This window comes from Bacillus sp. K2I17, assembly GCF_002209985.1.
In the GTDB taxonomy this organism is placed as follows: Bacteria; Bacillota; Bacilli; order Bacillales; family Bacillaceae_G; genus Bacillus_A; species Bacillus_A wiedmannii.
Window position 1 is genome coordinate 13,516 of the sequence record NZ_NJGF01000002.1, and the last position, 21,259, is coordinate 34,774.

Annotated in this window: 17 protein-coding genes; 13 read left to right on the forward strand and 4 right to left on the reverse strand. The window is 34.7% G+C overall.

The annotated features are described in order from the left end of the window. Positions 1-29 precede the first annotated feature (29 nt). Positions 30-1,475, forward strand: a complete 1,446-nt coding sequence (gene dbpA, locus CER22_RS03520) for an ATP-dependent RNA helicase DbpA (RefSeq protein ID WP_087981861.1) — start codon at positions 30-32, stop codon at positions 1,473-1,475. 41 nt (positions 1,476-1,516) lie between these two features. On the opposite strand, the gene CER22_RS03525 is transcribed toward dbpA, so the two are convergent. Next, complete coding sequence (locus CER22_RS03525) at positions 1,517-2,077, reverse strand: DUF1836 domain-containing protein (RefSeq protein ID WP_088608190.1); 561 nt, start codon at positions 2,075-2,077, stop codon at positions 1,517-1,519. Between the two features lie 164 nt (positions 2,078-2,241). On the opposite strand from CER22_RS03525, the gene trhA reads away from it, so the two are divergent. The 4 genes from trhA to CER22_RS03545 all read left to right on the forward strand — a co-directional run bounded on the left by trhA (position 2,242) and on the right by CER22_RS03545 (position 6,177). Next, positions 2,242-2,889, forward strand: coding sequence for a PAQR family membrane homeostasis protein TrhA (gene trhA / locus CER22_RS03530; RefSeq protein WP_088608191.1), 648 nt, complete (start codon positions 2,242-2,244; stop codon positions 2,887-2,889). 224 nt (positions 2,890-3,113) lie between these two features. Then, positions 3,114-4,130 (forward strand): UDP-glucose 4-epimerase GalE, encoded by a 1,017-nt coding sequence (galE, locus tag CER22_RS03535; RefSeq protein ID WP_087981865.1) that lies wholly within the window; start codon positions 3,114-3,116, stop codon positions 4,128-4,130. Between the two features lie 469 nt (positions 4,131-4,599). Beyond that, on the forward strand, positions 4,600-5,190 hold the full coding sequence (locus CER22_RS03540; protein ID WP_000542569.1) for an AmiS/UreI family transporter: 591 nt from the start codon (positions 4,600-4,602) through the stop codon (positions 5,188-5,190). 99 nt (positions 5,191-5,289) lie between these two features. Further along, a complete protein-coding gene (locus tag CER22_RS03545; RefSeq protein WP_142293425.1) occupies positions 5,290-6,177 on the forward strand; it encodes an NAD-dependent epimerase/dehydratase family protein in 888 nt (295 codons plus the stop codon). An 88-nt stretch (positions 6,178-6,265) separates the two neighbouring features. On the opposite strand, the gene sodA is transcribed toward CER22_RS03545, so the two are convergent. Next, positions 6,266-6,892: a superoxide dismutase [Mn] gene (gene sodA / locus CER22_RS03550; protein ID WP_088608192.1), complete on the reverse strand. Its 627-nt coding sequence runs from the start codon at positions 6,890-6,892 to the stop codon at positions 6,266-6,268. Between the two features lie 217 nt (positions 6,893-7,109). On the opposite strand from sodA, the gene CER22_RS03560 reads away from it, so the two are divergent. Continuing rightward, positions 7,110-8,180 carry a nitric oxide synthase oxygenase gene (locus tag CER22_RS03560; RefSeq protein WP_088608193.1) on the forward strand — a complete coding sequence of 357 codons (1,071 nt, stop codon included), beginning with the start codon at positions 7,110-7,112 and terminating at the stop codon, positions 8,178-8,180. A 361-nt stretch (positions 8,181-8,541) separates the two neighbouring features. Further along, a complete protein-coding gene (locus tag CER22_RS03565) occupies positions 8,542-10,110 on the forward strand; it encodes a BCCT family transporter (RefSeq protein WP_088608194.1) in 1,569 nt (522 codons plus the stop codon). A gap of 96 nt (positions 10,111-10,206) precedes the next feature. Here the strand turns inward: CER22_RS03565 and CER22_RS03570 are convergent, their stop codons facing one another. Then, on the reverse strand, positions 10,207-11,505 hold the full coding sequence (locus tag CER22_RS03570) for an MFS transporter (protein ID WP_088608195.1): 1,299 nt from the start codon (positions 11,503-11,505) through the stop codon (positions 10,207-10,209). 328 nt (positions 11,506-11,833) lie between these two features. On the opposite strand from CER22_RS03570, the gene lytS reads away from it, so the two are divergent. From lytS to msrB, 6 genes are all read left to right on the forward strand, one after another. After that, the gene (lytS, locus tag CER22_RS03575) at positions 11,834-13,603 is read left to right on the forward strand and encodes a two-component system sensor histidine kinase LytS (protein ID WP_088065076.1); all 1,770 of its coding nucleotides are present in this window, start codon (positions 11,834-11,836) and stop codon (positions 13,601-13,603) included. Next, on the forward strand, positions 13,581-14,321 hold the full coding sequence (locus CER22_RS03580; RefSeq protein ID WP_048542820.1) for a LytR/AlgR family response regulator transcription factor: 741 nt from the start codon (positions 13,581-13,583) through the stop codon (positions 14,319-14,321). The genes lytS and CER22_RS03580 overlap by 23 nt, the downstream gene beginning before the upstream one ends. A 133-nt stretch (positions 14,322-14,454) precedes the next feature. Next, positions 14,455-14,886, forward strand: a complete 432-nt coding sequence (gene lrgA / locus CER22_RS03585; RefSeq protein ID WP_000104908.1) for an antiholin-like murein hydrolase modulator LrgA — start codon at positions 14,455-14,457, stop codon at positions 14,884-14,886. 34 nt (positions 14,887-14,920) lie between these two features. Beyond that, positions 14,921-15,613, forward strand: coding sequence for an antiholin-like protein LrgB (lrgB, locus tag CER22_RS03590; RefSeq protein WP_000168869.1), 693 nt, complete (start codon positions 14,921-14,923; stop codon positions 15,611-15,613). A 328-nt stretch (positions 15,614-15,941) separates the two neighbouring features. After that, a complete protein-coding gene (locus tag CER22_RS03595; RefSeq protein WP_088608196.1) occupies positions 15,942-16,979 on the forward strand; it encodes an AI-2E family transporter in 1,038 nt (345 codons plus the stop codon). A gap of 96 nt (positions 16,980-17,075) precedes the next feature. Beyond that, positions 17,076-18,041 (forward strand): peptide-methionine (R)-S-oxide reductase MsrB, encoded by a 966-nt coding sequence (msrB, locus tag CER22_RS03600; RefSeq protein ID WP_088608197.1) that lies wholly within the window; start codon positions 17,076-17,078, stop codon positions 18,039-18,041. Positions 18,042-18,068: 27 nt separating this feature from the next. On the opposite strand, the gene CER22_RS03605 is transcribed toward msrB, so the two are convergent. Continuing rightward, a complete protein-coding gene (locus CER22_RS03605) occupies positions 18,069-21,185 on the reverse strand; it encodes an efflux RND transporter permease subunit (protein ID WP_088608198.1) in 3,117 nt (1,038 codons plus the stop codon). Between the last annotated feature and the right edge of the window lie 74 nt (positions 21,186-21,259).

The window sequence follows — 21,259 nt, forward strand, 5'->3', positions numbered from 1 at the left end:
TTAAATATAAAATCAAATGAGGTTAATATATGAGTAAAAAAAGCTTTAGTAATTATGCATTAAGTAAAGAAGTAAGACGAGCACTTACTGGTTTAGGATATGAGCATCCGACAGAAGTGCAAGGAGAGGTTATTCCAGTTGCATTGCAAAAGAAGGATCTTGTTGTAAAGTCGCAAACGGGAAGTGGAAAAACGGCTTCGTTCGGAATACCACTTTGTGAAATGGTAGAGTGGGAAGAGAATAAACCACAAGCATTAGTTTTAACACCAACGAGGGAACTTGCTGTTCAAGTGAAAGAAGATATTACGAATATAGGGCGATTCAAAAGAATTAAAGCTGCTGCAATTTATGGTAAATCTCCATTTGCACGTCAAAAATTAGAGCTAAAGCAAAAGACGCATATTGTAGTGGGGACCCCAGGACGTGTGTTGGATCATATTGAAAAAGGGACCCTTTCTTTAGATCGATTGAAATATTTAGTGATTGATGAAGCAGATGAAATGCTAAATATGGGCTTTATCGATCAAGTAGAGGCAATTATTGATGAATTACCTACAAAAAGAATGACAATGCTATTTTCAGCAACCCTACCGGAAGATATTGAAAAGTTATCCCGTACATATATGAATGCACCAACTCATATTGAAATTAAAGCAGCTGGGATTACAACAGATAAAATTGAACATACCCTTTTTGAAGTAAGGGAAGAAGAGAAGCTTTCACTTCTTAAGGATGTAACTATGATTGAAAATCCAGACAGTTGCATTATTTTTTGTCGTACACAAGAAAACGTAGACCATGTATATAGACAGCTAAAACGAGTTAATTATCCTTGTGACAAAATACACGGTGGTATGGTGCAGGAAGATCGTTTTGAAGTTATGGATGATTTTAGAAAAGGAAAGTTCCGTTATTTAGTAGCAACTGATGTAGCTGCGAGAGGAATTGATATTGATAATATTACACATGTTATTAATTACGATATTCCATTAGAAAAAGAAAGCTATGTACACCGTACTGGAAGGACGGGACGAGCTGGTAATAATGGAAAAGCTATTACATTTATAACGCCTTATGAAAATAGATTTTTAGAAGAGATCGAGGAATATATCGGATTTGAAATTCCAAAGGAACTGGCACCTTCAAAAGAAGAAGTTATAAAGGAGAAAGCAGTATTTGAAGAAAAAATATATGCTAAACCAATTATAAAGAAAGATAAAAATGCAGACTTAAACAAAGGAATTATGAAATTGTACTTTAATGGCGGAAAGAAAAAGAAAATTAGGGCGGTAGATTTCGTTGGTACAATTGCTAAAATTCAAGGTGTTTCTGCTGATGATATAGGTATTATTACAATACAAGATAATGTTTCGTATGTTGAAATATTAAACGGAAAAGGACCACTTGTTTTAAAGGTTATGAGAAATACAACGATAAAAGGTAAACAATTAAAAGTTCATGAGGCAATTAAGTAAACAAAAAACTATCCACTATAACAGGTGGATAGTTTTTTTATTTAAGATTCTTTTAAATCATCAATCAACTTCTCAGCTAAGCGCCTATACATATTACTCATCGACACAAATGATGTTAGTAATAAAAATTTCTCTAGATTCGGATCTTCTAAGGAAGAAATTTCACTTACTTCTGAAACAAGATTATTTACGTCTTGTGTAAAGCTTTCGACGTTTTTTTCGGTAAGAGAAAGATAATCTTTATATAATGTATTTAATTCGAATGAATCATCGTTTAATAAGGATTCATTTATATTTTCTAAGGAGCTTTTTATGTCATTAATGGAAAGGGCTCCTTTTAATTGATAAATTAAGCTGATTAAAATCATATGCTCTTTTGAGTATTTTTTATTTTTGATTGGAATAAACAGTTTCCCTTTTGCGTAATTGTTAATCATTGTTTTTGTTAATACTTTTTCATCATCGGTTCTTGTTGTATCCGAATAAGTATTTTCAAATAATTGGACAACCTGGTCTACATACAAGTCGACATTTGGAATATCCTCAAGCGTAATGTTTTTTTCTAAATGTAATGTTTCAAGCAGTTTATTTATATTTTCCACGTAGAACCCCTCACTTTTATAACTTAGTGGAGCATAATGTTTAGTTTATCTCTAAATATGGTATTACGAAACAAATGAATTGTAAATGTTGACCTCTAATAATAATGCGTATATAATTACATGTAGTTATTAAAACTACATGTAATTATATGAGGGGTGTATATATGAATACTTATGTAAGAGAACCAGTTAATGCTTTTACCCACTTGGGAGGAGCTGTATTATCATTTATTGCATTATTAGCTATGCTTGTAAAAGTTTCTATTAAGATGCCATCTTTTGCGGCAATTACAGCTGTTATTTTGTTTGGTATCGGAATGATGGTTCTGTATACAGCATCAGCTGTATATCATAGTGTTGTAGCCAGTGAACGTGTTATTTATTTCTTTCGGAAGCTTGATCACTCTATGATTTTTATATTGATTGCAGGTACATATGCACCATTTTGTTTAATTACATTACATTCCGCAAAAGGTTTATTATTATTTTGTTTAGTTTATGCAACTGCCATTTGTGGTATTGTTTTTAAAATGTTTTGGTTTAGTTGCCCGAGATGGTTATCAACAGCAATTTATATTACAATGGGCTGGTTAATTGTTCTGTTCTTTGCACCGTTAGCTGCTAACTTAAGTGCAGGAGGTATCGTGCTTCTAGTGCTTGGAGGCATTCTTTATACAATCGGTGGATTTATTTATGGAACAAAGCCAAAATGGTTAGAGTTTAAACATATGGGGCATCATGAAATTTTTCACGTGTTCGTGTTATTGGGAAGCCTTGCCCACTTTTTAAGTGTATATTGCTACGTAATTTAACAAGATGAAATTTCCGAGTGATTTTTATTTTTTCTTGATTAATAAATAAAGATATAGACACATATGTATGTTAAAGAGTTGCATAACGTAAAGGTTATGCGGCTCTTTTTTATATAAATAATAATTCGAAATAAATATTCTAAATTATCAGTCTTTTATGGTAGGATAGATTTGTATTGAGGTTATAAAATTTTATAATTAATAATAAGTGGGGGACTATATATATGGCGATACTTATAACAGGTGGAGCAGGATATATTGGTAGTCATACGTGTATAGAATTATTAAATAATAATTATAAAATTATAGTCGTAGATAATCTTTCAAATAGTTCAATCGAGTCCTTAAATCGGGTAAAAGAAATAACAGGAAAACAATTTGAATTTTATAAAGAAAGTGTTTTAAATCGTGAAAAAATGAATGAGATTTTTTTGAAAAATAATATTGAAGCGGTTATACATTTTGCTGGATTTAAAGCAGTGGGGGAATCGACTACAATTCCTCTAACATATTATTATAATAATATAATAAGTACAATCGTACTATGTGATGTGATGCAGAAACATCATGTTAAAAAGTTTATTTTTAGTTCATCTGCAACTGTATATGGAATTCCAAAAACGTCACCAATTACAGAAGAATTTCCACTAAGTGTGACAAATCCATATGGGCAAACAAAATTAATGATTGAGCAAATTATGCGTGATGTGGCAAAAGCTGATGATGAATGGAGTATTGCGTTACTTCGTTATTTCAATCCCTTCGGAGCACATAAAAGTGGTCGTATTGGAGAAGATCCAAATGGGATTCCGAATAATTTAATGCCATATGTAACGCAGGTGGCGGTAGGTAAATTAAAGGAACTAAATATATTCGGAAACGACTATCCAACAAAAGACGGGACAGGTGTCCGTGATTATATTCACGTTGTTGACCTTGCAAAAGGACATGTAAAGGCACTTGAGAAAGTACTTGAGACGAAAGGAATAGAGGCATATAATCTTGGCACAGGTAAAGGGTATAGTGTGTTAGAGATGATAAAGGCTTTTGAGGAGGTTTCAGGTAAAAAAATACCTTATAAAGTGATAGGGCGTCGTCCTGGTGATGTAGCAGTATGTTTTGCTGATGTATCTAAAGCGAAACGAGAATTAGGATGGGAAGCAGAATATGGGTTAGAAGAGATGTGTGTAGATTCTTGGAGATGGCAGGTAAATAATAAAAACGGCTATCAAATGATTTAAGGTAGTTAGTAAAGCATTCTCTTATTAATTTGTAGGATATTTTATGTATATAATAAATTGTTTTCTTTATTATGTTGCTTGAGGTCAGTAATATGTTCAATTTAGGAAAGAGAATGTAATAAAATATTACTGACCATAGCATTTGAATAGCAACCGGTTCTATTGAAAAGTATTCCAATACTTGTATCATTGTTAAAGTGCGTTTATAATCAAATAATCTTGTTAGCTTTTTGCTTGAATTACGTATTATTGAAAGCGTTTTTATTGCGTGATATATTTTGATTGACATCATTACTGTATGAAATGTATGAAAAGGGTTTTTCTATTGTTTTTTAAGGTAGGAAGTCTGACTTATTTTCAAAAAAACTTCGTATGTAGTTGTAAGTAAGAAGGAGAATAAGGAATAATATAATTTTTACAAGACGGGGAGGGTACAGTGTGAAAATGTAAGGTTTTCACATGAGGATATATGGGGTACGTAGGATTATTACTTTCGGGTGCAGCTTTATTTTTAAATAGTCTTGTTATATTAGGGAAAGCAGAGATGAAAAGTGCGGGTGTTTTTAATTTATTTGTGGGTGCACTACAAATTATTATTCCGTTCTATTTGATCATGATTTCTGACCAAAGCAATTGGACAGTGTATTCATATGCAGCTACTTTCTTATTTGGATTAACCTATTTATATGTAGGTGTTACCTTTATAAAAGGAATGGATAGTAGCGGTTTAGGTTGGTTTTGTATTTGGGTAGCAATTATTGCTTTATTCTATATGGTTGTTTCATTTGTTCAATTTCACGATGTTGTTAATGCATTAACGTGGTTTATGTGGGCATTACTTTGGTATTTATTCTTTGTATTAAATACACAAAAGAAGAATATCAATCAATATCTTGGAAGAATTGCCTTCGTACAATCATGGGTAACATTGACGTTGCCTTCACTCTTTTATTTTATGGGAGTATGGGGAGAGGGATTCGTATATGAACTATGGGTTTATGTATCCGTAATTTCTATTTTATACTTCTGTTACTGTATTTATAAATATCGAGTACGTTAATATATTTTCTGTAGAAAAGCATGGAATCGTTAAACGAATTTCATGCTTTTTATATATTAGCATTTATAATAGAGAGGTAGTATTTTACAATTTATTAAAATGGGGATGATGAAGTTGAAAAAAGTATTGGTGCTAGGGGGAACAAGATTTTTTGGTAAACATTTAGTAGAAGCACTTTTGCAAGCTGGACACGATGTAACAATTGCGACGAGAGGCATTACTGAAGATTCTTTTGGAAGTGTAGTAAACAGATTGATTGTAGATAGAGAAGACGAAAAACAACTAGCTGAGCGTCTAGAAGATAAAAGTTATGATATCGTATACGATAATTTATGCTATAGCTCGAATGCGGCGAAGATAGTATGTGGAGTGTTACGAGGAAAAACGAAGAAATACATTATGACATCTTCAATGGCTGTTTACGAGCCAGCAATAGGCTTGTTAGAAGAGAAATTTAATCCGTACGAGTATGCCATTACGTATGGAGATAGGACGGATTTTAATTATGGTGAAGGCAAGCGACTAGCTGAAGCTGCTGTATTTCAACAAGCAACATTCCCAGTTGTTGCAGTACGTTTTCCAGTTGTTATTGGAGAAAACGATTATACGAAAAGATTACAATTTTACGTTGAACATATTGTGAAGCAAGAACCTGTCGCCGTGAATGATCTAGATGGAGAGTTATCATTTATACATGAAAAAGAAGCAGGAGAATTTTTAGCTTGGTGCGGGATGAAGGACATAGAAGGGCCAATTAATGCTTGTAGCAACGGGGTAGTTTCTACTCGAGAAGTTATTCATTTCATAGAAGAAAATACGGGAATAAAAGCACTCGTTCAAGAAGTAGGAGATAATGTAGCACCTTATAATGAAGTGATTAATTGTACATTACATAATGGAAAAGCTAGTGAATTAGGATTCCCGTTCCGAGAATTGAAAATAGAAATAGAACAAGTATTACGTTATTACATACATGCAATGAAATAATCATAAATCCCCCGGTGGCAATCCGGGGGATTCTGGAGGATTTCAACAATACTAATTTTACATTACCAAACTTACCTTATACGCACGACTAATGTTTTTGTGATCGCATTGCTTGTAAATACTTTTCATTTACCTGGTCCCAGTTCACTGTATGCCACCAGTTGGTAACAAATTCTGGACGCCGATTTTGATACTTTAAATAATAGGCATGTTCCCATACATCGATGACGAGTAATGGAATTTTACCTTCTTGCAAAGGTGTATCTTGATTGGGTGTACTCATAACGGAAAGTTCCTCACCGTCCAGAACAAGCCATCCATAGCCACTTCCAAAACGACTAATAGCTGCTTTGGAAAGTTGATCTTTTAAGTTGTCAAAGGTATTGAAATAATAATCAATTACTTTTGCAACGTCTCCATTAGGCTCACCGCCACTTCGCGGGCTCATTACTTCCCAAAAAAGACTATGACAATAGTGACCACCACCGTTATTTCTGACAGCTGTAACAATTTCTTTTGGTAAAGTTTCTAAATTACATAGTAACTCTTCTAAAGATTTATTATGTAATTCCGTATAGTTTTCTAAAGCGGCATTCAAGTTATTTACGTATGTCGCATGGTGCTTTCCATGATGAATAGAAAGCGTGTTGCTATCGATATATGGCTCTAGTTCATCATAGTCATATGAAAGCTTTGGCAATTGAAATGAAGACATAACATTCCCTCCTTTCTCATTAAAAAGTTGGTCTAGGTAAAAATAATTTACCTGAGTCAAAAATACACCTATTTTTTATACAAGTCAATAGTAATCTCTTTAATTTTCTGAAAAATATTACAATAAAAGTAACACTTCGACTTTCATTTGTGACTCTTATTCTTTTTGCTTATACTGTAAAGTAGTAACGTTTTGTTGAAATAGAAGGAGATCGTTTATGAGTAAAACGAAACAATTAATAGAGGAAGCGAGTCATTTTATTACGGTTTGCTATAAAGAGCTTAATAAAGAACAATTCATAGAAGAGAGAATAAAAGAAATTCAAGTTGAGATAGAGAAGACGGGGACGTATGAGCATACATTTGAAGAACTTGTTCATGGATCACGAATGGCATGGCGCAATAGTAATCGATGTATCGGAAGACTATTTTGGAGTAAGATGCACATATTAGATGCACGTGAAGTAAATGATGAGGAAGGTGTATACAACGCATTAATTCATCATATTAAATATGCAACGAACGATGGGAAAGTTAAACCGACAATTACAATTTTTAAGCAATATCAAGGTGAAGAAAATAATATACGAATTTATAATCACCAATTGATTCGGTATGCAGGGTATAAAACAGAAATGGGAGTGATTGGTGACTCTCATTCCACTGCGTTTACGGATTTTTGCCAGGAACTTGGCTGGCAAGGAGAAGGTACGAATTTCGATGTATTGCCACTTGTTTTTTCTGTCGATGGAAAAGAACCTGTATATAAAGAAATTCCTAAAAAAGAAGTGAAAGAGGTACCAATTGAACATCCAGAGTACCCAATCTCATCTTTAGGAGCAAAATGGTATGGGGTTCCAATGATTTCAGATATGCGCTTAGAAATTGGCGGTATTTCCTATACAGCTGCTCCATTCAATGGATGGTATATGGGGACGGAGATTGGGGCGCGTAACTTAGCGGATCATGATCGTTATAATTTACTGCCAGCTGTTGCGGAGATGATGAAGCTCGATACATCGAGAAACGGTATGTTATGGAAAGATAAGGCGTTAATTGAATTAAACGTAGCTGTGTTACATTCCTTTAAAAAACAAGGAGTTAGTATTGTTGACCATCATACTGCTGCACAACAATTTCAACAATTTGAGAAGCAAGAAGTAGCTTGTGGTCGTGTTGTAACGGGCAATTGGGTGTGGCTCATTCCACCATTATCCCCAGCTACCACTCATATTTATCATAAACCGTATCCGAATGAAATTTTGAAGCCAAATTTCTTTCATAAATAATATTTAGTATAGTTTTTTTATGCAAATTATAATTTTTTTTGATTACTGTTACGTAGCAAATGGAAGCCTTTACTCTCGGTTATTTTTGGAAGGAGCTTTTTGAACCAAGGAGTTCCTTATGTTATAATCAAATTTCTGTTTCGAAGACCTTATAGAAATATAAGGTCTTTTGTTTTGCTTTTTTATGTAATAGGAATAGAAATTTTCTTTTAAATAAGGGATTTAGCATATTTTTAGGGACAACATAAGTGTGTAGAAAATTGATGAATTATTATGCTTATATAATCATTGTGTTTTGGATGTAAACAATAAAACATAATAAAGTTGTTTTTTTAGATTGCTGAGGAAGGAGGAAGTGTAAATGAGAATGAAGAGTCGAAAAACGGATTGGCCTGTATTTCTTATTAGTGGTGGCTCACTTTTATTATTTGTAATTGCAGTTATTTTAAATAAAAGTTACGTAGAGGGAGTCATTAATAGCAGTTTTGCAGCTTCAATTAAATATTTTGGTGCCTTTTGGCAAGTTTTATTAATTGGTACATTTGTTGTTGCAATGTGTATGGCATTTTCGAAATATGGGAGAGTTAAACTTGGGGGGCTAGAAAAACCTGAGATTAGTACGACAAAATGGCTCGCTATTATTATGTCTACATTACTTGCTGGAGGTGGCGTTTTTTGGGCAGCCGCAGAGCCGATGTACCATTTGATGACGGTGCCACCAATACATGAAGGTATAACTGCTGGGACGCAAGAAGCGGTAATGCCTGCTTTAGCACAAAGTTATATGCACTGGGGTTTCCTGGCTTGGACGATTTTAGGTACAATTAGTGCGGTAGTTATGATGTACGGGCATTATCATAAAGATATGCCGTTAAAACCTCGAACGCTTTTATATCCTATCTTTGGGGAGAGATTGCGAAAGAGTTGGTTTGGAACAATGATCGATGTATTTGCCATTATTGCGGTAGCTGCAGGGACGATTGGTCCAATCGGATTTTTAGGACTACAAGCAAGTTATGGGTTACAAGCATTGTTTAACATTCCTGATGTGTTTACTACTCAATTAGCTATTATTGTTTGTGTAGTAGCTGTTTCTACTATATCTGCGGTAACGGGAATTGATAAAGGGATTCAAATTATAAGTAATTTAAATGTTAGGTTAGCAGTTTTATTAATGGTATTCGTATTACTGTTTGGACCAGGTGGATTTATTATCGATTCATTTGTTTCTTCGTTTGGATTTTATATAAATGAATTTATTCCAATGAGCACATATCGTGGTGATACGGCTTGGTTAGGGTCGTGGACAATCTTTTTCTGGGGATGGTTTATTGGATATGGACCGATGATGGCAATTTTAGTGAGCCGAATTTCAAGAGGAAGAACAATCCGAGAAATCATCGTTGCAATTGGAATTATTGCACCTATTATTACAACGTTTTGGTTTACTATACTAGGGGGATCAGGTGTGTTTTATGAGTTAATGAATCCTGGTTCTATCTCGGTGGCATTAAGTGAATCTGGTATGCCAGCGGCTATGATTGCAATTACAGAGCAACTGCCACTATCTAATATTATTGGACCTGCATTTCTTTTATTAACAATTTTATTTGTAGTAACAACAGGAGATTCAATGGCTTATTCGATTTCAATGGCAGTGACTGGAGATGGAGATCCTAGAATTAGTTTGCGAGTTTTTTGGTCGCTTATTATGGGCGCAGTTGCGGCGATTCTTTTATATATGGGTGAGGGAAGTATTAACGCCTTACAATCCTTCATTGTAGTGACGGCTGTTCCAGTATCTATTCTGTTATTCCCGATGCTATGGCTAGCGCCTAAAGTCGCAGGGGAATTAGCGTTAAAACAAGGTATTGTAAAAGAAGAAGATAAAACTAGCTTCTTGTTCCAAAAAGCTAGTAAATCAAAATAAATAATTGTATTTATATAAGAAGAGGAAGCGTTTCATTTGAGATGCTTCCTCTTTGCTATTTATTTAACTACTGTTCATACTCTGTACATTTTCAATCTATTCTAATACTTTATCTTTCGTCTCTGGAACACATAATAACATCGTAACTAAACCGATTGGATAGATAATGAAGATGAGAGATAATGCTCCCATTAAATTACCACCTGCAGCAAGTAAGCCGTTAATAACAGGCCCAAATCCAGCTAAACCACGTCCTGTACCGAAAATAAAGTTTTCTGCTGTAGAGCGAGCTTCAGCAGGATAGTTTTCGGCTAAAACTGCCCCGAATCCTCCCATCATGCCATTGGCAAAGAATCCAAGCAATGCACTTCCCCATAACAATAATGTTGAGTCTGTGAATAAGAAGAAGTAAATGAGACAGTATATAGTACCACCGACATAATAGATTGTAAAAGTTTTACGGCGACCAATTTTATCAGCTAGAATACCAAAAGTTGCAATTCCAATTAGCATGCCAATTGTAGAGATGAACATCCAACCGCTCGCTTTTGCTAATGTGTAGTTATATTTATTCGCTAAAATAGTTGGCATCCATGTGAAAATTCCATAATATCCGAAGTTCTGGATGAATGACATAATAATAAGACCGATTGTTGTTATCGTTACTTTTTTATTGGCAAATAACTTTCGAAGTGGGAACTTTTTTATTTGCTTTAGTTGTTCTGCCTCGGTAGTTGTTAAATTACCTTCAGCTTCTTTTTGTAACAATTCTTTTTTGTATCGTTGTTTTTGTTCCCATATTTTCGGTTCACTTAAACTTTTGCGGACGTAAACAGCTAATAAAGCGGGAATGAGTCCAAATAAGAAAACAGCTCTCCATCCGAAATGCGGGACGATAAATGCTGGAAGGAGTGAAGCGACTAGTACGCCAAATTGCCATCCAAGTGCAACAACGGATGTCGCCTTAGCGCGCATTTCTTTAGACCATGTTTCAGTTACGATGGCCATTCCAATCCCGAATTCACCACCAACTCCCATTCCAACTAAAAAGCGAAGAATTAATAATTGCCAATAATCTGTTGCGAAATAAATAAGTGCTGTTGCGAGTGAAAATAGTAAGATTGTGAAGGCCATCGTACGGATACGCCCAAATAAATCAGCAATAAATCCAAATAAATAAGACCCGATTAGCATTCCTATTGTGGTAGCTAATGTCAAGTTTCCACCTTCAACAGGGCTCAAATGAAATTCTTTTAAAATGTAGACCAGTACGAAAGATAAGAGCAACATATCTAAACCTTCTGCTGCATATCCTAGCGCAGAACCAAACAATGTTTTATATCTTTTCTCCTTCGTTTCCTCTGTTGTTGATTGTACATCAGTAGTAACGTTCATCATTACTCCTCCTTATTTTCTTCTACAGTCGCTATGGAAGAATAACAAAAGGCCTTCTCACCTGATATGATGAGAAGGCCAAAAAAGCATACGTATCTCTAAAAAAGACCATACGTATAGTATATTCCGACTTCCTTCTCAACCTCACGGGGTTGGGTTAAAGGACTGTATTATATTACTTTATTTTTAGCACTCTTCTATTAGGTTGTCAAATAAAGAGGGGATAGTTATGTGTAAAATATTTCAAAAGATATTGCATTCTTCTTGACGCCCACTTCATTATTTTCCCATAATAAAACTAACTCATATAAAAAGGAATGAATCACAGATGCTAAATTTAGTACTTATGATGATTGAACGTGTCGGACTTATTGTTATTTTAGGATTTTTACTTTCTCATATTAGAACGTTCAGGCGCCTTCTTCATAGACAAGATGGGTATGTAGATAAGCTTAAGCTTATTTGTATTTTTTCAGTGTTTACAATTGTCAGCAATTACACGGGAATTGAAATTGCGGGGAATACAATTATGAATGAAAATTGGCTACAAGGTGTTTCGTCATCTAGTACAATTGCGAATACACGTATTATGGGTGTTGGAATTAGTGGATTGCTTGGTGGTCCTATCGTCGGAATTGGAGTAGGATCGATTGCTGGTATTCACCGTTATATGCTTGGCGGGACGACAGCGCTAAGCTGTGCAATCTCTTCAATTTTAGCAGGTGTTATAACTGGGTATATTGGACACATTTTCAAAAAATATAATCGTGCAATTACGCCTAAATTTTCAGCGATTTTAAGCGTGTTTATTGTTTCTTTAGAAATGATTATGATCCTATTAGTCGTAGAGGATGGAACTAGTATCGTGAAAACAATTGCGATACCAATGATCCTTGTAAATAGTTTCGGAAGTTTTATTTTACTTTCAATGATACAAGCTATTTTGCGTCAGGAAGAAAACGCGAAAGCTCTGCAAACGCATAAAGTATTACGAATTGCTGATAAGACATTACCATATTTTCGCAGGGGATTAACAGAAGAGTCTTGTAAACATGTGGCACAAATTATTCACCGTTTTACGGGAACGGATGCGGTATCCTTAACAGATACAGAGAAAATATTAGCTCACGTTGGATTGGCATCAGATCATCATATTCCTTCACACAGTTTAATAACAGGTTTATCGAAAGAGGTTTTACATACAGGGAAAATAATGAAAGCGAAATCACGTGAGGTTATTAATTGCCAACATGAAGGCTGTCCTTTGCAAGCAGCTATTGTTATTCCATTAACTTCACATGAAAATACGATAGGGACATTAAAACTGTATTTCAAGAACCCTAACCAGTTAAGTCGTGTTGAAGAGGAACTTGCAGAAGGATTAGCAAAAATATTTTCCACGCAGCTTGAGTTAGGTGAAGCAGAGTTACAAAGTAAGTTATTGCAAGATGCCGAAATAAAAGCGTTACAAGCACAAATCAATCCGCATTTTTTATTTAATGCGATTAATACCGTATCAGCTTTATGCCGAACAGATGTAGAAAAGGCAAGGAAGTTATTATTGCAGCTTAGCGTGTATTTTCGTTGTAATTTGCAAGGGGCACGTCAGTTGTTGATTCCACTAGAACAAGAATTAAACCATGTACAGGCATACCTATCACTAGAACAAGCAAGATTCCCAAATAAGTATGAAGTAAAGATGTATATTGAGGAAGAGTTAAAGACAACATTAGTACCACCATTTGTTCTTCAACTGTTGGTTGAAAATGCGTTGCGACATGCTTTTCCGAAGAAACAGCCAGTATGCGAAGTAGAAGTGCATGTTTTTGAAAAAGGGGGCATGGTTCACTTCGAAGTGAAAGATAATGGACAAGGAATTGAGGAAGAACGCTTAGAACAATTAGGAAAAATGGTAGTGTCGTCAAAGAAAGGGACTGGAACAGCTTTATATAATATTAATGAACGACTTATCGGGTTATTTGGGAAAGAGACAATGCTTCAAATTGAAAGTGAATTAAATGAGGGGACAGAGATTACTTTTGTTATTCCTAAAAAAATAGGGGAGGAAGAACGGAGTGTTAAAAGTATTAGTAGTTGACGATGAAATGTTAGCACGTGATGAATTGAAGTATTTATTAGAGCAAACGAAAGAAGTAGAGATAATTGGTGAGGCGGATTGTGTAGAGGATGCATTAGAGGAATTAATGAAAAACAAACCAGATATTGTTTTCCTAGACATTCAGCTATCTGATGATAACGGATTTGAAATCGCAAATATATTAAAGAAGATGAAAAATCCCCCTGCAATTGTGTTTGCTACTGCCTATGATCAATATGCGCTGCAAGCATTTGAAGTAGACGCGTTAGACTACATTTTAAAACCATTTGATGAAGAACGTATCGTACAGACATTAAAGAAATATAAAAAGCAAAAACAAATAAAATTAGAAACAAATCAAGAGGTAAAGAGTGTAGACGTAACGACCGAGATGCATAAATTAGCATTACCAATTGAGGAATCGATTGTACTTGTGAATATTGAAGATATTATATATGTAGGACTTGTGGATGGAAAAGTGACAGTAAAAACAATGAGAGAAACGTATGTAACACACGATACACTTGTAATTTTGGAAAAGAAGTTGCCACAAGCAAGTTTTATGCGTGTCCATCGCAGTTTTATTGCAAATATTAATCATATTACGGAAATACAACCATGGTTCAATTCTACATATAATTTAATTATGAAAGAAGGATCAAAAGTACCTGTTAGCCGTACATATGCAAAAGAACTCAAAAAGCTACTTCGTATTTAAGAAGTAGCTTTTTGCATTTCATCTGCCTATTTTTGTAACTAATTTTGTATATTTGACGTTCCGCTATGCAAACGCTTACAGCTTTGTTTTTATCTTATACAATAAAGGTACCAAATCGAAAGAGGTGGCCAAAATGAGTACGAAAAAAGTATATAGTTTCTTATCACAAGCATTCATATTTTCAGCTATTATGTTAGTTTCTAATATTATTGCAACGCATTTACCAATTCCGATGCCTTCATCGGTGATCGGATTAGTTATTTTATTTAGCCTATTATGTTTAAAAGTTATTAAATTGGAACAAGTTGAATCACTCGGAACGGCTTTAACAGGTATTATCGGATTCCTTTTCGTTCCATCAGGTATTTCGGTTATTAATTCTCTCGGTGTAATGGGACAATATTTTGTACAAATTTTAACTGTAATTGTTGTCGCAACAATTATTTTACTCGCTGTAACAGGATTATTTGCACAATTTATTTTAGGAAAAGACGATAAAGAAATAGAAGATACGAAAGAATTGAAAGTAGTAAATAAAGGACGCAAGCACGGAAAAGTTGCGTAACCAATTTAGTATATATTGCTAGGAGGGAATGAACATGGCAAGCACAATGACTCCATATTTCGGAATCGTCGTTTCATTAATCGCATACGGAATCGGAACATTATTATTTAAGCATTCAAAAGGATTCTTCTTATTCACACCATTATTCGTAGCGATGGTATTAGGGATTGTCTTTCTAAAAGTAGGTAACTTTACTTTTGAAGAATATAATACTGGCGGAAAAATGATTAGCTTCTTCTTAGAACCAGCAACAATCGCGTTTGCAATTCCATTATATAAACAAGTGGATAAGTTAAAAAAATATTGGTGGCAAATTTTATCGGCTATCGTGGTTGGATCTATTTGCTCAGTAATTGTCGTGTTTATTGTTGCAAAAGCAATTGGTTTAGATACAGCAGTAATGAATTCAATGTTACCACAAGCAGCAACAACAGCAATTGCATTACCAATCTCTGAAAGTATTGGTGGTATACCAGCAATTACATCGTTTGCAGTTATTTTTAACGCAGTTATTGTATACGCATTAGGAGCATTATTCTTAAAAACATTTAGAGTAAAACATCCAATTGCAAAAGGTTTAGCACTTGGAACAGCAGGTCACGCATTAGGAGTGGCAGTAGGAATTGAAATGGGTGAAGTAGAGGCAGCTATGGCAAGTATTGCTGTAACAGTAGTTGGGGTTGTAACTGTAGTTGTCATACCGATGTTTATGCCATTCATTGGATAGTAAAACTTACTTAAAAAAACGAGAAAAGCAAGCTATTTGTAGGACAGATTTCTACTGATAGCTTGCTTTTTATGTTACAGTAGTGGTAAGACCTATGTTAATAAAATGTAAGTTTCCTTAAATCTTCATTAATACTGTGTAGAATACGTTTTGAATTAGGTCATTGTATTGTAAAATAAGAAGTAAGCTACTATAGGATCTGCTAAGAGAGACCTATAATAAGCTTATAAAAATCTTTATATGAATGAATAATTAAAGGTAGAGAAGAGAGAAAAAATCTACTTATTAACGTTTTACTTTATAGGACAGGAGAGAGTACTCGTCGATTATGCAAATAAAAAACCTGTTTCAAAGCAAAGGATTTCAGAGGTTTCTCGTATTAGTAATACTTGCTCTCGTGTTATACGGGCTGCAAAGTATGTTGAATTTAATTTTAATTACGTTTATTCTCACATATTTAATGGATCGATTCCAAAAGTTTATTTCTCGCAAATTAGATCATTTCATGCCCATTAACCGAAAAATTATTATAGCGTTTCTATATGTAATGTTAATTGGTGGAATTGCTATTACGCTATTTAAATATTTACCAGTATTAACGATACAAATTTCACAATTGATTTATCAATTTAACGTATTTTTAAGAAACCCACCGGATAGTGAATTAATTAAGTATGCAGTTAATGCTGTCAATCATATGGAACTTTCGAAATATGTAGGACAAGGCGTTGACATTTTGTATAAATCGATTACGAATGTTGGGAAATTTGGCCTTCAAGTGTTACTTTCTTTAATTTTAAGTTTATTTTTCTTATTGGAGAAAGCTCGGATCGTTGCTTTTACTGCAAAATTTAAAGAAAGCCGACTTGCAATTTTCTATACTGAAATTGAGTACTTCGGTAAGAAATTTGCACGTTCATTCGGAAAAGTAATCGAAGCACAATTTTTAATTGCAGTTGTTAACTGTGTTTTATCCGTTATTGCACTATGGATATTAGGATTCCCGCAATTATTAGGTTTAGCGTTAATGATCTTCTTACTCGGTTTAATTCCAGTAGCTGGGGTTATCATTTCGTTATTCCCGCTTTGTATGATTGCTTACAATATTGGCGGTATTATGTACGTTGTTTATATTTTAATTATCGTAACAGTAATTCATGCGCTTGAAAGTTACGTGTTAAATCCGAAGTTCATGTCGCAAAAAACAAACTTACCGATCTTCTATACATTTATGGTATTAATCTTCTCAGAACACTTCTTAGGTGTATGGGGATTAATTATCGGTATTCCAATCTTCATTTTCTTATTAGATGTCTTAGATGTGACAAGTGATGAAATAGAGAATGACGCCAGAAAAATAAGGTGAAGTAAAGAAAAAGCATCGATGTTCGATGCTTTTTCTTTTATAACATGATGTTTTTTATGCCATACTGTAAGCAGAAGATAGAATAGGGGTGAAATAATGGCTGTAAATGAAAAGGTAGAGTTAGCTACATTTGCTGGAGGGTGCTTCTGGTGTATGGTTTCGCCATTTGAAGAGATGGAAGGAATTATAAAGGTTGTTTCTGGTTATACAGGTGGTTATAAAGAGAGTCCAACATATAAAGAAGTATGTTCAGAAACGACGGGACATTATGAGGCAGTACAAATTACATTTGATGCAAATAAAATGCCGTATGAAGAGTTATTAAATATATATTGGAGACAAATTGATCCGACTGATATAGGAGGACAATTTCACGATCGTGGACAGTCTTACGAAACAGTAATTTTTTATCACAATGAAGAACAACATAAAAAAGCAGAGGCTTCAAAAGAAGAGCTTGCAAAGAGTGGACGCTTTTCAAAACCAATTGCTACAAAAATATTACCAGCAGCTACGTTTTATCCAGCTGAAGACTATCACCAAGGATATCATAAGAAAAATACATTCCGCTATGAGTTATACCGTAAAGGATCGGGACGAGATGCTTTTATTAAACAACATTGGCCAAAAGATAATACTCATTTAAAAGAAAAACTCAATGAGATGCAGTTTTATGTAACACAGGAAAATGGAACTGAGCCACCCTTTCAAAATGAATATTGGAATCATAAAGAAGAAGGACTTTATGTAGATATCGTCTCAGGTGAACCGCTATTTACTTCTTTAGATAAATTTGATAGTGGGTGTGGATGGCCTAGCTTTACGAAGCCAGTTATGTCAGCAAGTGTGAAAGAAAAAATGGATGTCAGTCATAATATGACGCGTACGGAAGTGAGAAGCAAAGAGGGAGATTCACATCTAGGCCATGTATTCCCGGATGGTCCAGGACCAAATGGTCTTCGTTACTGTATTAATTCCGCAGCCCTTCGATTTATCCGAAAAGAGGAATTAGAGAAAGAAGGATATGGTGATTTTCTAGTCGTATTTGGGAATAAAAAATAACCTCGCTAACTGCGAGGTTATTTTTTGTTATTTTGCTTTTTTCTTTTTGAACTTGCTTAATACTTCATAAACGATTGGAACAATAAGAAGTGTTAATAACGTTGAACTTGTTAATCCACCAATTACTGTTACACCAAGTCCTTTAGAAATTAAGCCGCTACCTTCAAATCCTAATGCAAGTGGGATAAGAGCACCGATTGTTGCAATTGCAGTCATTAAAATAGGGCGAAGGCGTGTAGCACCAGCCTCTAATAAAGCTTCACGTGTTGATAGACCTTCATTTTCTTTATGAATAACACGGTCGATAAGCACGATTGCGTTTGTTACAACGATACCGATTAACATAAGTGCACCAATCATTGCAGAGACACTTAACGTTTCACCAGAGATTAATAAGGCAACAAGAGCTCCGATAATTGTGAATGGTAGCGAGAATAAAATTGCGAATGGTGCAAGGGCACCGCCAAATGTAACGACAAGAACGAAGTATACAATGGCAATCGCAGCTAACATCGCTAAGCCAAGTTGCTTGAATGATTCTTCAATATCTTTTGTAACACCGCCCATAGAAACATCTACACCGGAAGGAAGATCCATTTTATCTACTTCTTTTTGAACAGCGGCAGATGCTTTTGAAACGTCATCAGATGTTAGTTTTGCACTTACTTCTGCATAAACACGGCCATCGCGGTGTTTCACTGTATTCGAAGTTTCCCCTTCTTTTACAGTCATAACATCTTTCACAGCCACTTCAGTACCAAGTGGCGTTGTAATTTTACGATTTGTTAAGTCATCGATTGTTGCATAATTTTGTTTTTCAGCTTCGACATATACATTGACATCTTTACCGTCTTTTTTAATTGTTGTCAGAACAGGTCGATCATGTTGATTAGAAAGTCCCATTCCGATTTGTGCAGCTGTTAGACCCATTTTACTTAGTTTTTCCTGATCTGCGACTAAAGTGTACTCTGCATACGTTTTTGCAATACTAGAGTCAATATCCTTTAAGTCTTTATTTTTCTTCATGATATTTTGAATATCTTTGACAATAGGTTTAATGTCTTCCGAGCTATCTCCGTAAACGTATAGTTTAATTTCATTACTACCGCCACTCGCTCCGAAGTCTTGGTTTTTCCATTCGCCTTTTCCAGACATCTTCTGTAAATCTTTAACGACTTGCTCTTTTTCTTTTTCGAAGTTTTTCGTGTCGTTATCATATTGCACGAAGAACATTGCTTGATTTGATTGACCAGGACTCATTGGGTTTTCGCCACCTAATGAGAATTGAATTGTTTTGACGTCTTTATTATCTTGGAAGTGCTTCTCAGCTTTCGTTGCAATTTTTTCAACATCTTCTAACGTTTGACCTGGTTCAGGGTTGTACGTTGTAATGATCATTTTTTCTTCTTCAGATGGTAAGAAACTTACACCGATAATTGGCACAAGTGCAAGACTACCAACTAATAGAAGGACAGCAATGCTTGATGTGATGATTTTATGATTTAAAGCCCATGCAAGTATGCGTTTATACCCGTTTGCTAATTTACTTGGTTTTTCTTCATGATGTACTTCTTTTTCCCTCATGCTCTCTTTTTTAAATAAAGAGTGAGCTAACATCGGCACGATTGTAACTGCTACTAGTAACGATGCTAATAAAGCGAAGACGATAGTTAAGGCAAATGGTAAGAACATTTCACCAATCATACCTTTTACTAGTCCAAGCGGTAAGAATACAGCAATTGTTACAATGGTAGAAGACATAATTGGGATAAACATTTCCTTCGTAGCTTCACGAATTAAATCTTTTCCGCGCAGTTTCTCTTCTGATAACGACATTCGTCGGTAAATATTTTCAATAACAACAATGGAGTCATCAACAACGCGTCCAATAGCGACTGTCATTGCTCCAAGTGTCATAATATTAAGCGTAATATCCATTTGTTTTATGACTAATACAGCAATTAATAAAGAAAGTGGTATGGAAACGACAGAGATTAATGTTGTTCGGATATTTCGTAGGAACAGCATAATAATAACAATCGCAAATATAGCACCAAAAATAGCTTTGCTCAGCATTGTTTCTACTGATTTCTCAATCGGTGCACCTTGGTCGAATGTTGAAATAATCTCTAAGTCTTTATATTTTTTCTCAAGGTCTTTTACTTTATCTTTCACTGCATTTACAACATCAACAGTATTCGCGTCAGCAGCTTTCACAATTTGAATTCCAATTGCTTCTTTTCCATTTGTTCGAGAAATAGATTCTGCTTTTCCGACTTCTTTAATGTCAGCAATTTCATCTAATGTAACTGTCGGAATCCCGTTCATAGCCGCTGGATTCATTTGCGATGTTTGTGTACCAGCTCCAGCGTTTTGACTACCTTGACCGCTCGGTGATGAAGGTATAGCTGGGATCTTTAATTCTTTTAATGCTTTCATTGTTGTAATATTTCCATCTACAACAACTGATTTTTCTGTGTCTTTAAATGTATATAAGCCAAGTGGTAAAGATACGTCCGATCCTTTAATTACATTTTTTACAGTATCTTCACTTAAACCTAATTCTTTCATCTTATCTTTCTTGAAGACAAGTTGTACTTCATCTACTTGTTGACCTGAAATTTGAACAGATGCGACCCCATCAAGTCCTTTTAATCCGGGAACAACATTTTTTTCTACATTTTCAGTTAAGGCAGCTAAAGATTCATTTTTACTTGCTACGCTTAACGAAATAACTGGAAAGGCATTGAAGTTTACACGTGAAACTTTCGGGTCTTTTACACCTTCTGGGAGTTTCACATTTGTGAGAGCTTCTTTAATTTCTGTTTCAGCCTTTTCCATATTTTTATCAAAATCATATTCTATCTGAATAGAAGATGCGTTTTGAAAAGATGATGAACTAACAACGTTTACACCACTTAAGTTTTGTAGTTGCTCTTCCATCGGTTTTGAAACTTTGTCAGCTACTTCTTCTGGTGTAGCACCAGGATAAACCGTAGTTACTGTTACAACAGGTGTTGTAATATCAGGAATTGTTTCCAGCTTCATATTCAGCCCAGAATAAATACCTGCAATGGTAACAATAATGGTTAGTAGCCAAACTGCGAACTTATTTTTTAACGAGAAATTAATAATTTTGTTCATGTTTGCGCTCCCTTTGTATTGTATTGACCAACTGGTCAGTCTAATACATAATATAACTGACTGATTGGTCAGTC

Bases quoted from the DNA above. Each gene is read 5' to 3' on its own strand.
- dbpA (WP_087981861.1), top strand. From the start codon at position 30: ATGAGTAAAAAAAGCTTTAGTAATTATGCATTAAGTAAAGAAGTAAGA.
- galE (WP_087981865.1), top strand. From the start codon at position 3,114: ATGGCGATACTTATAACAGGTGGAGCAGGATATATTGGTAGTCATACG.
- lytS (WP_088065076.1), top strand. From the start codon at position 11,834: ATGCTAAATTTAGTACTTATGATGATTGAACGTGTCGGACTTATTGTT.
- CER22_RS03605 (WP_088608198.1), bottom strand. From the start codon at position 21,185: ATGAACAAAATTATTAATTTCTCGTTAAAAAATAAGTTCGCAGTTTGG.
- CER22_RS03545 (WP_142293425.1), top strand. From the start codon at position 5,290: ATGGGGATGATGAAGTTGAAAAAAGTATTGGTGCTAGGGGGAACAAGA.
- CER22_RS03565 (WP_088608194.1), top strand. From the start codon at position 8,542: ATGAGAATGAAGAGTCGAAAAACGGATTGGCCTGTATTTCTTATTAGT.
- trhA (WP_088608191.1), top strand. From the start codon at position 2,242: ATGAATACTTATGTAAGAGAACCAGTTAATGCTTTTACCCACTTGGGA.
- CER22_RS03560 (WP_088608193.1), top strand. From the start codon at position 7,110: ATGAGTAAAACGAAACAATTAATAGAGGAAGCGAGTCATTTTATTACG.
- sodA (WP_088608192.1), bottom strand. From the start codon at position 6,892: ATGTCTTCATTTCAATTGCCAAAGCTTTCATATGACTATGATGAACTA.
- CER22_RS03595 (WP_088608196.1), top strand. From the start codon at position 15,942: ATGCAAATAAAAAACCTGTTTCAAAGCAAAGGATTTCAGAGGTTTCTC.
- lrgA (WP_000104908.1), top strand. From the start codon at position 14,455: ATGAGTACGAAAAAAGTATATAGTTTCTTATCACAAGCATTCATATTT.
- CER22_RS03570 (WP_088608195.1), bottom strand. From the start codon at position 11,505: ATGAACGTTACTACTGATGTACAATCAACAACAGAGGAAACGAAGGAG.
- msrB (WP_088608197.1), top strand. From the start codon at position 17,076: ATGGCTGTAAATGAAAAGGTAGAGTTAGCTACATTTGCTGGAGGGTGC.
- lrgB (WP_000168869.1), top strand. From the start codon at position 14,921: ATGGCAAGCACAATGACTCCATATTTCGGAATCGTCGTTTCATTAATC.
- CER22_RS03540 (WP_000542569.1), top strand. From the start codon at position 4,600: ATGGGGTACGTAGGATTATTACTTTCGGGTGCAGCTTTATTTTTAAAT.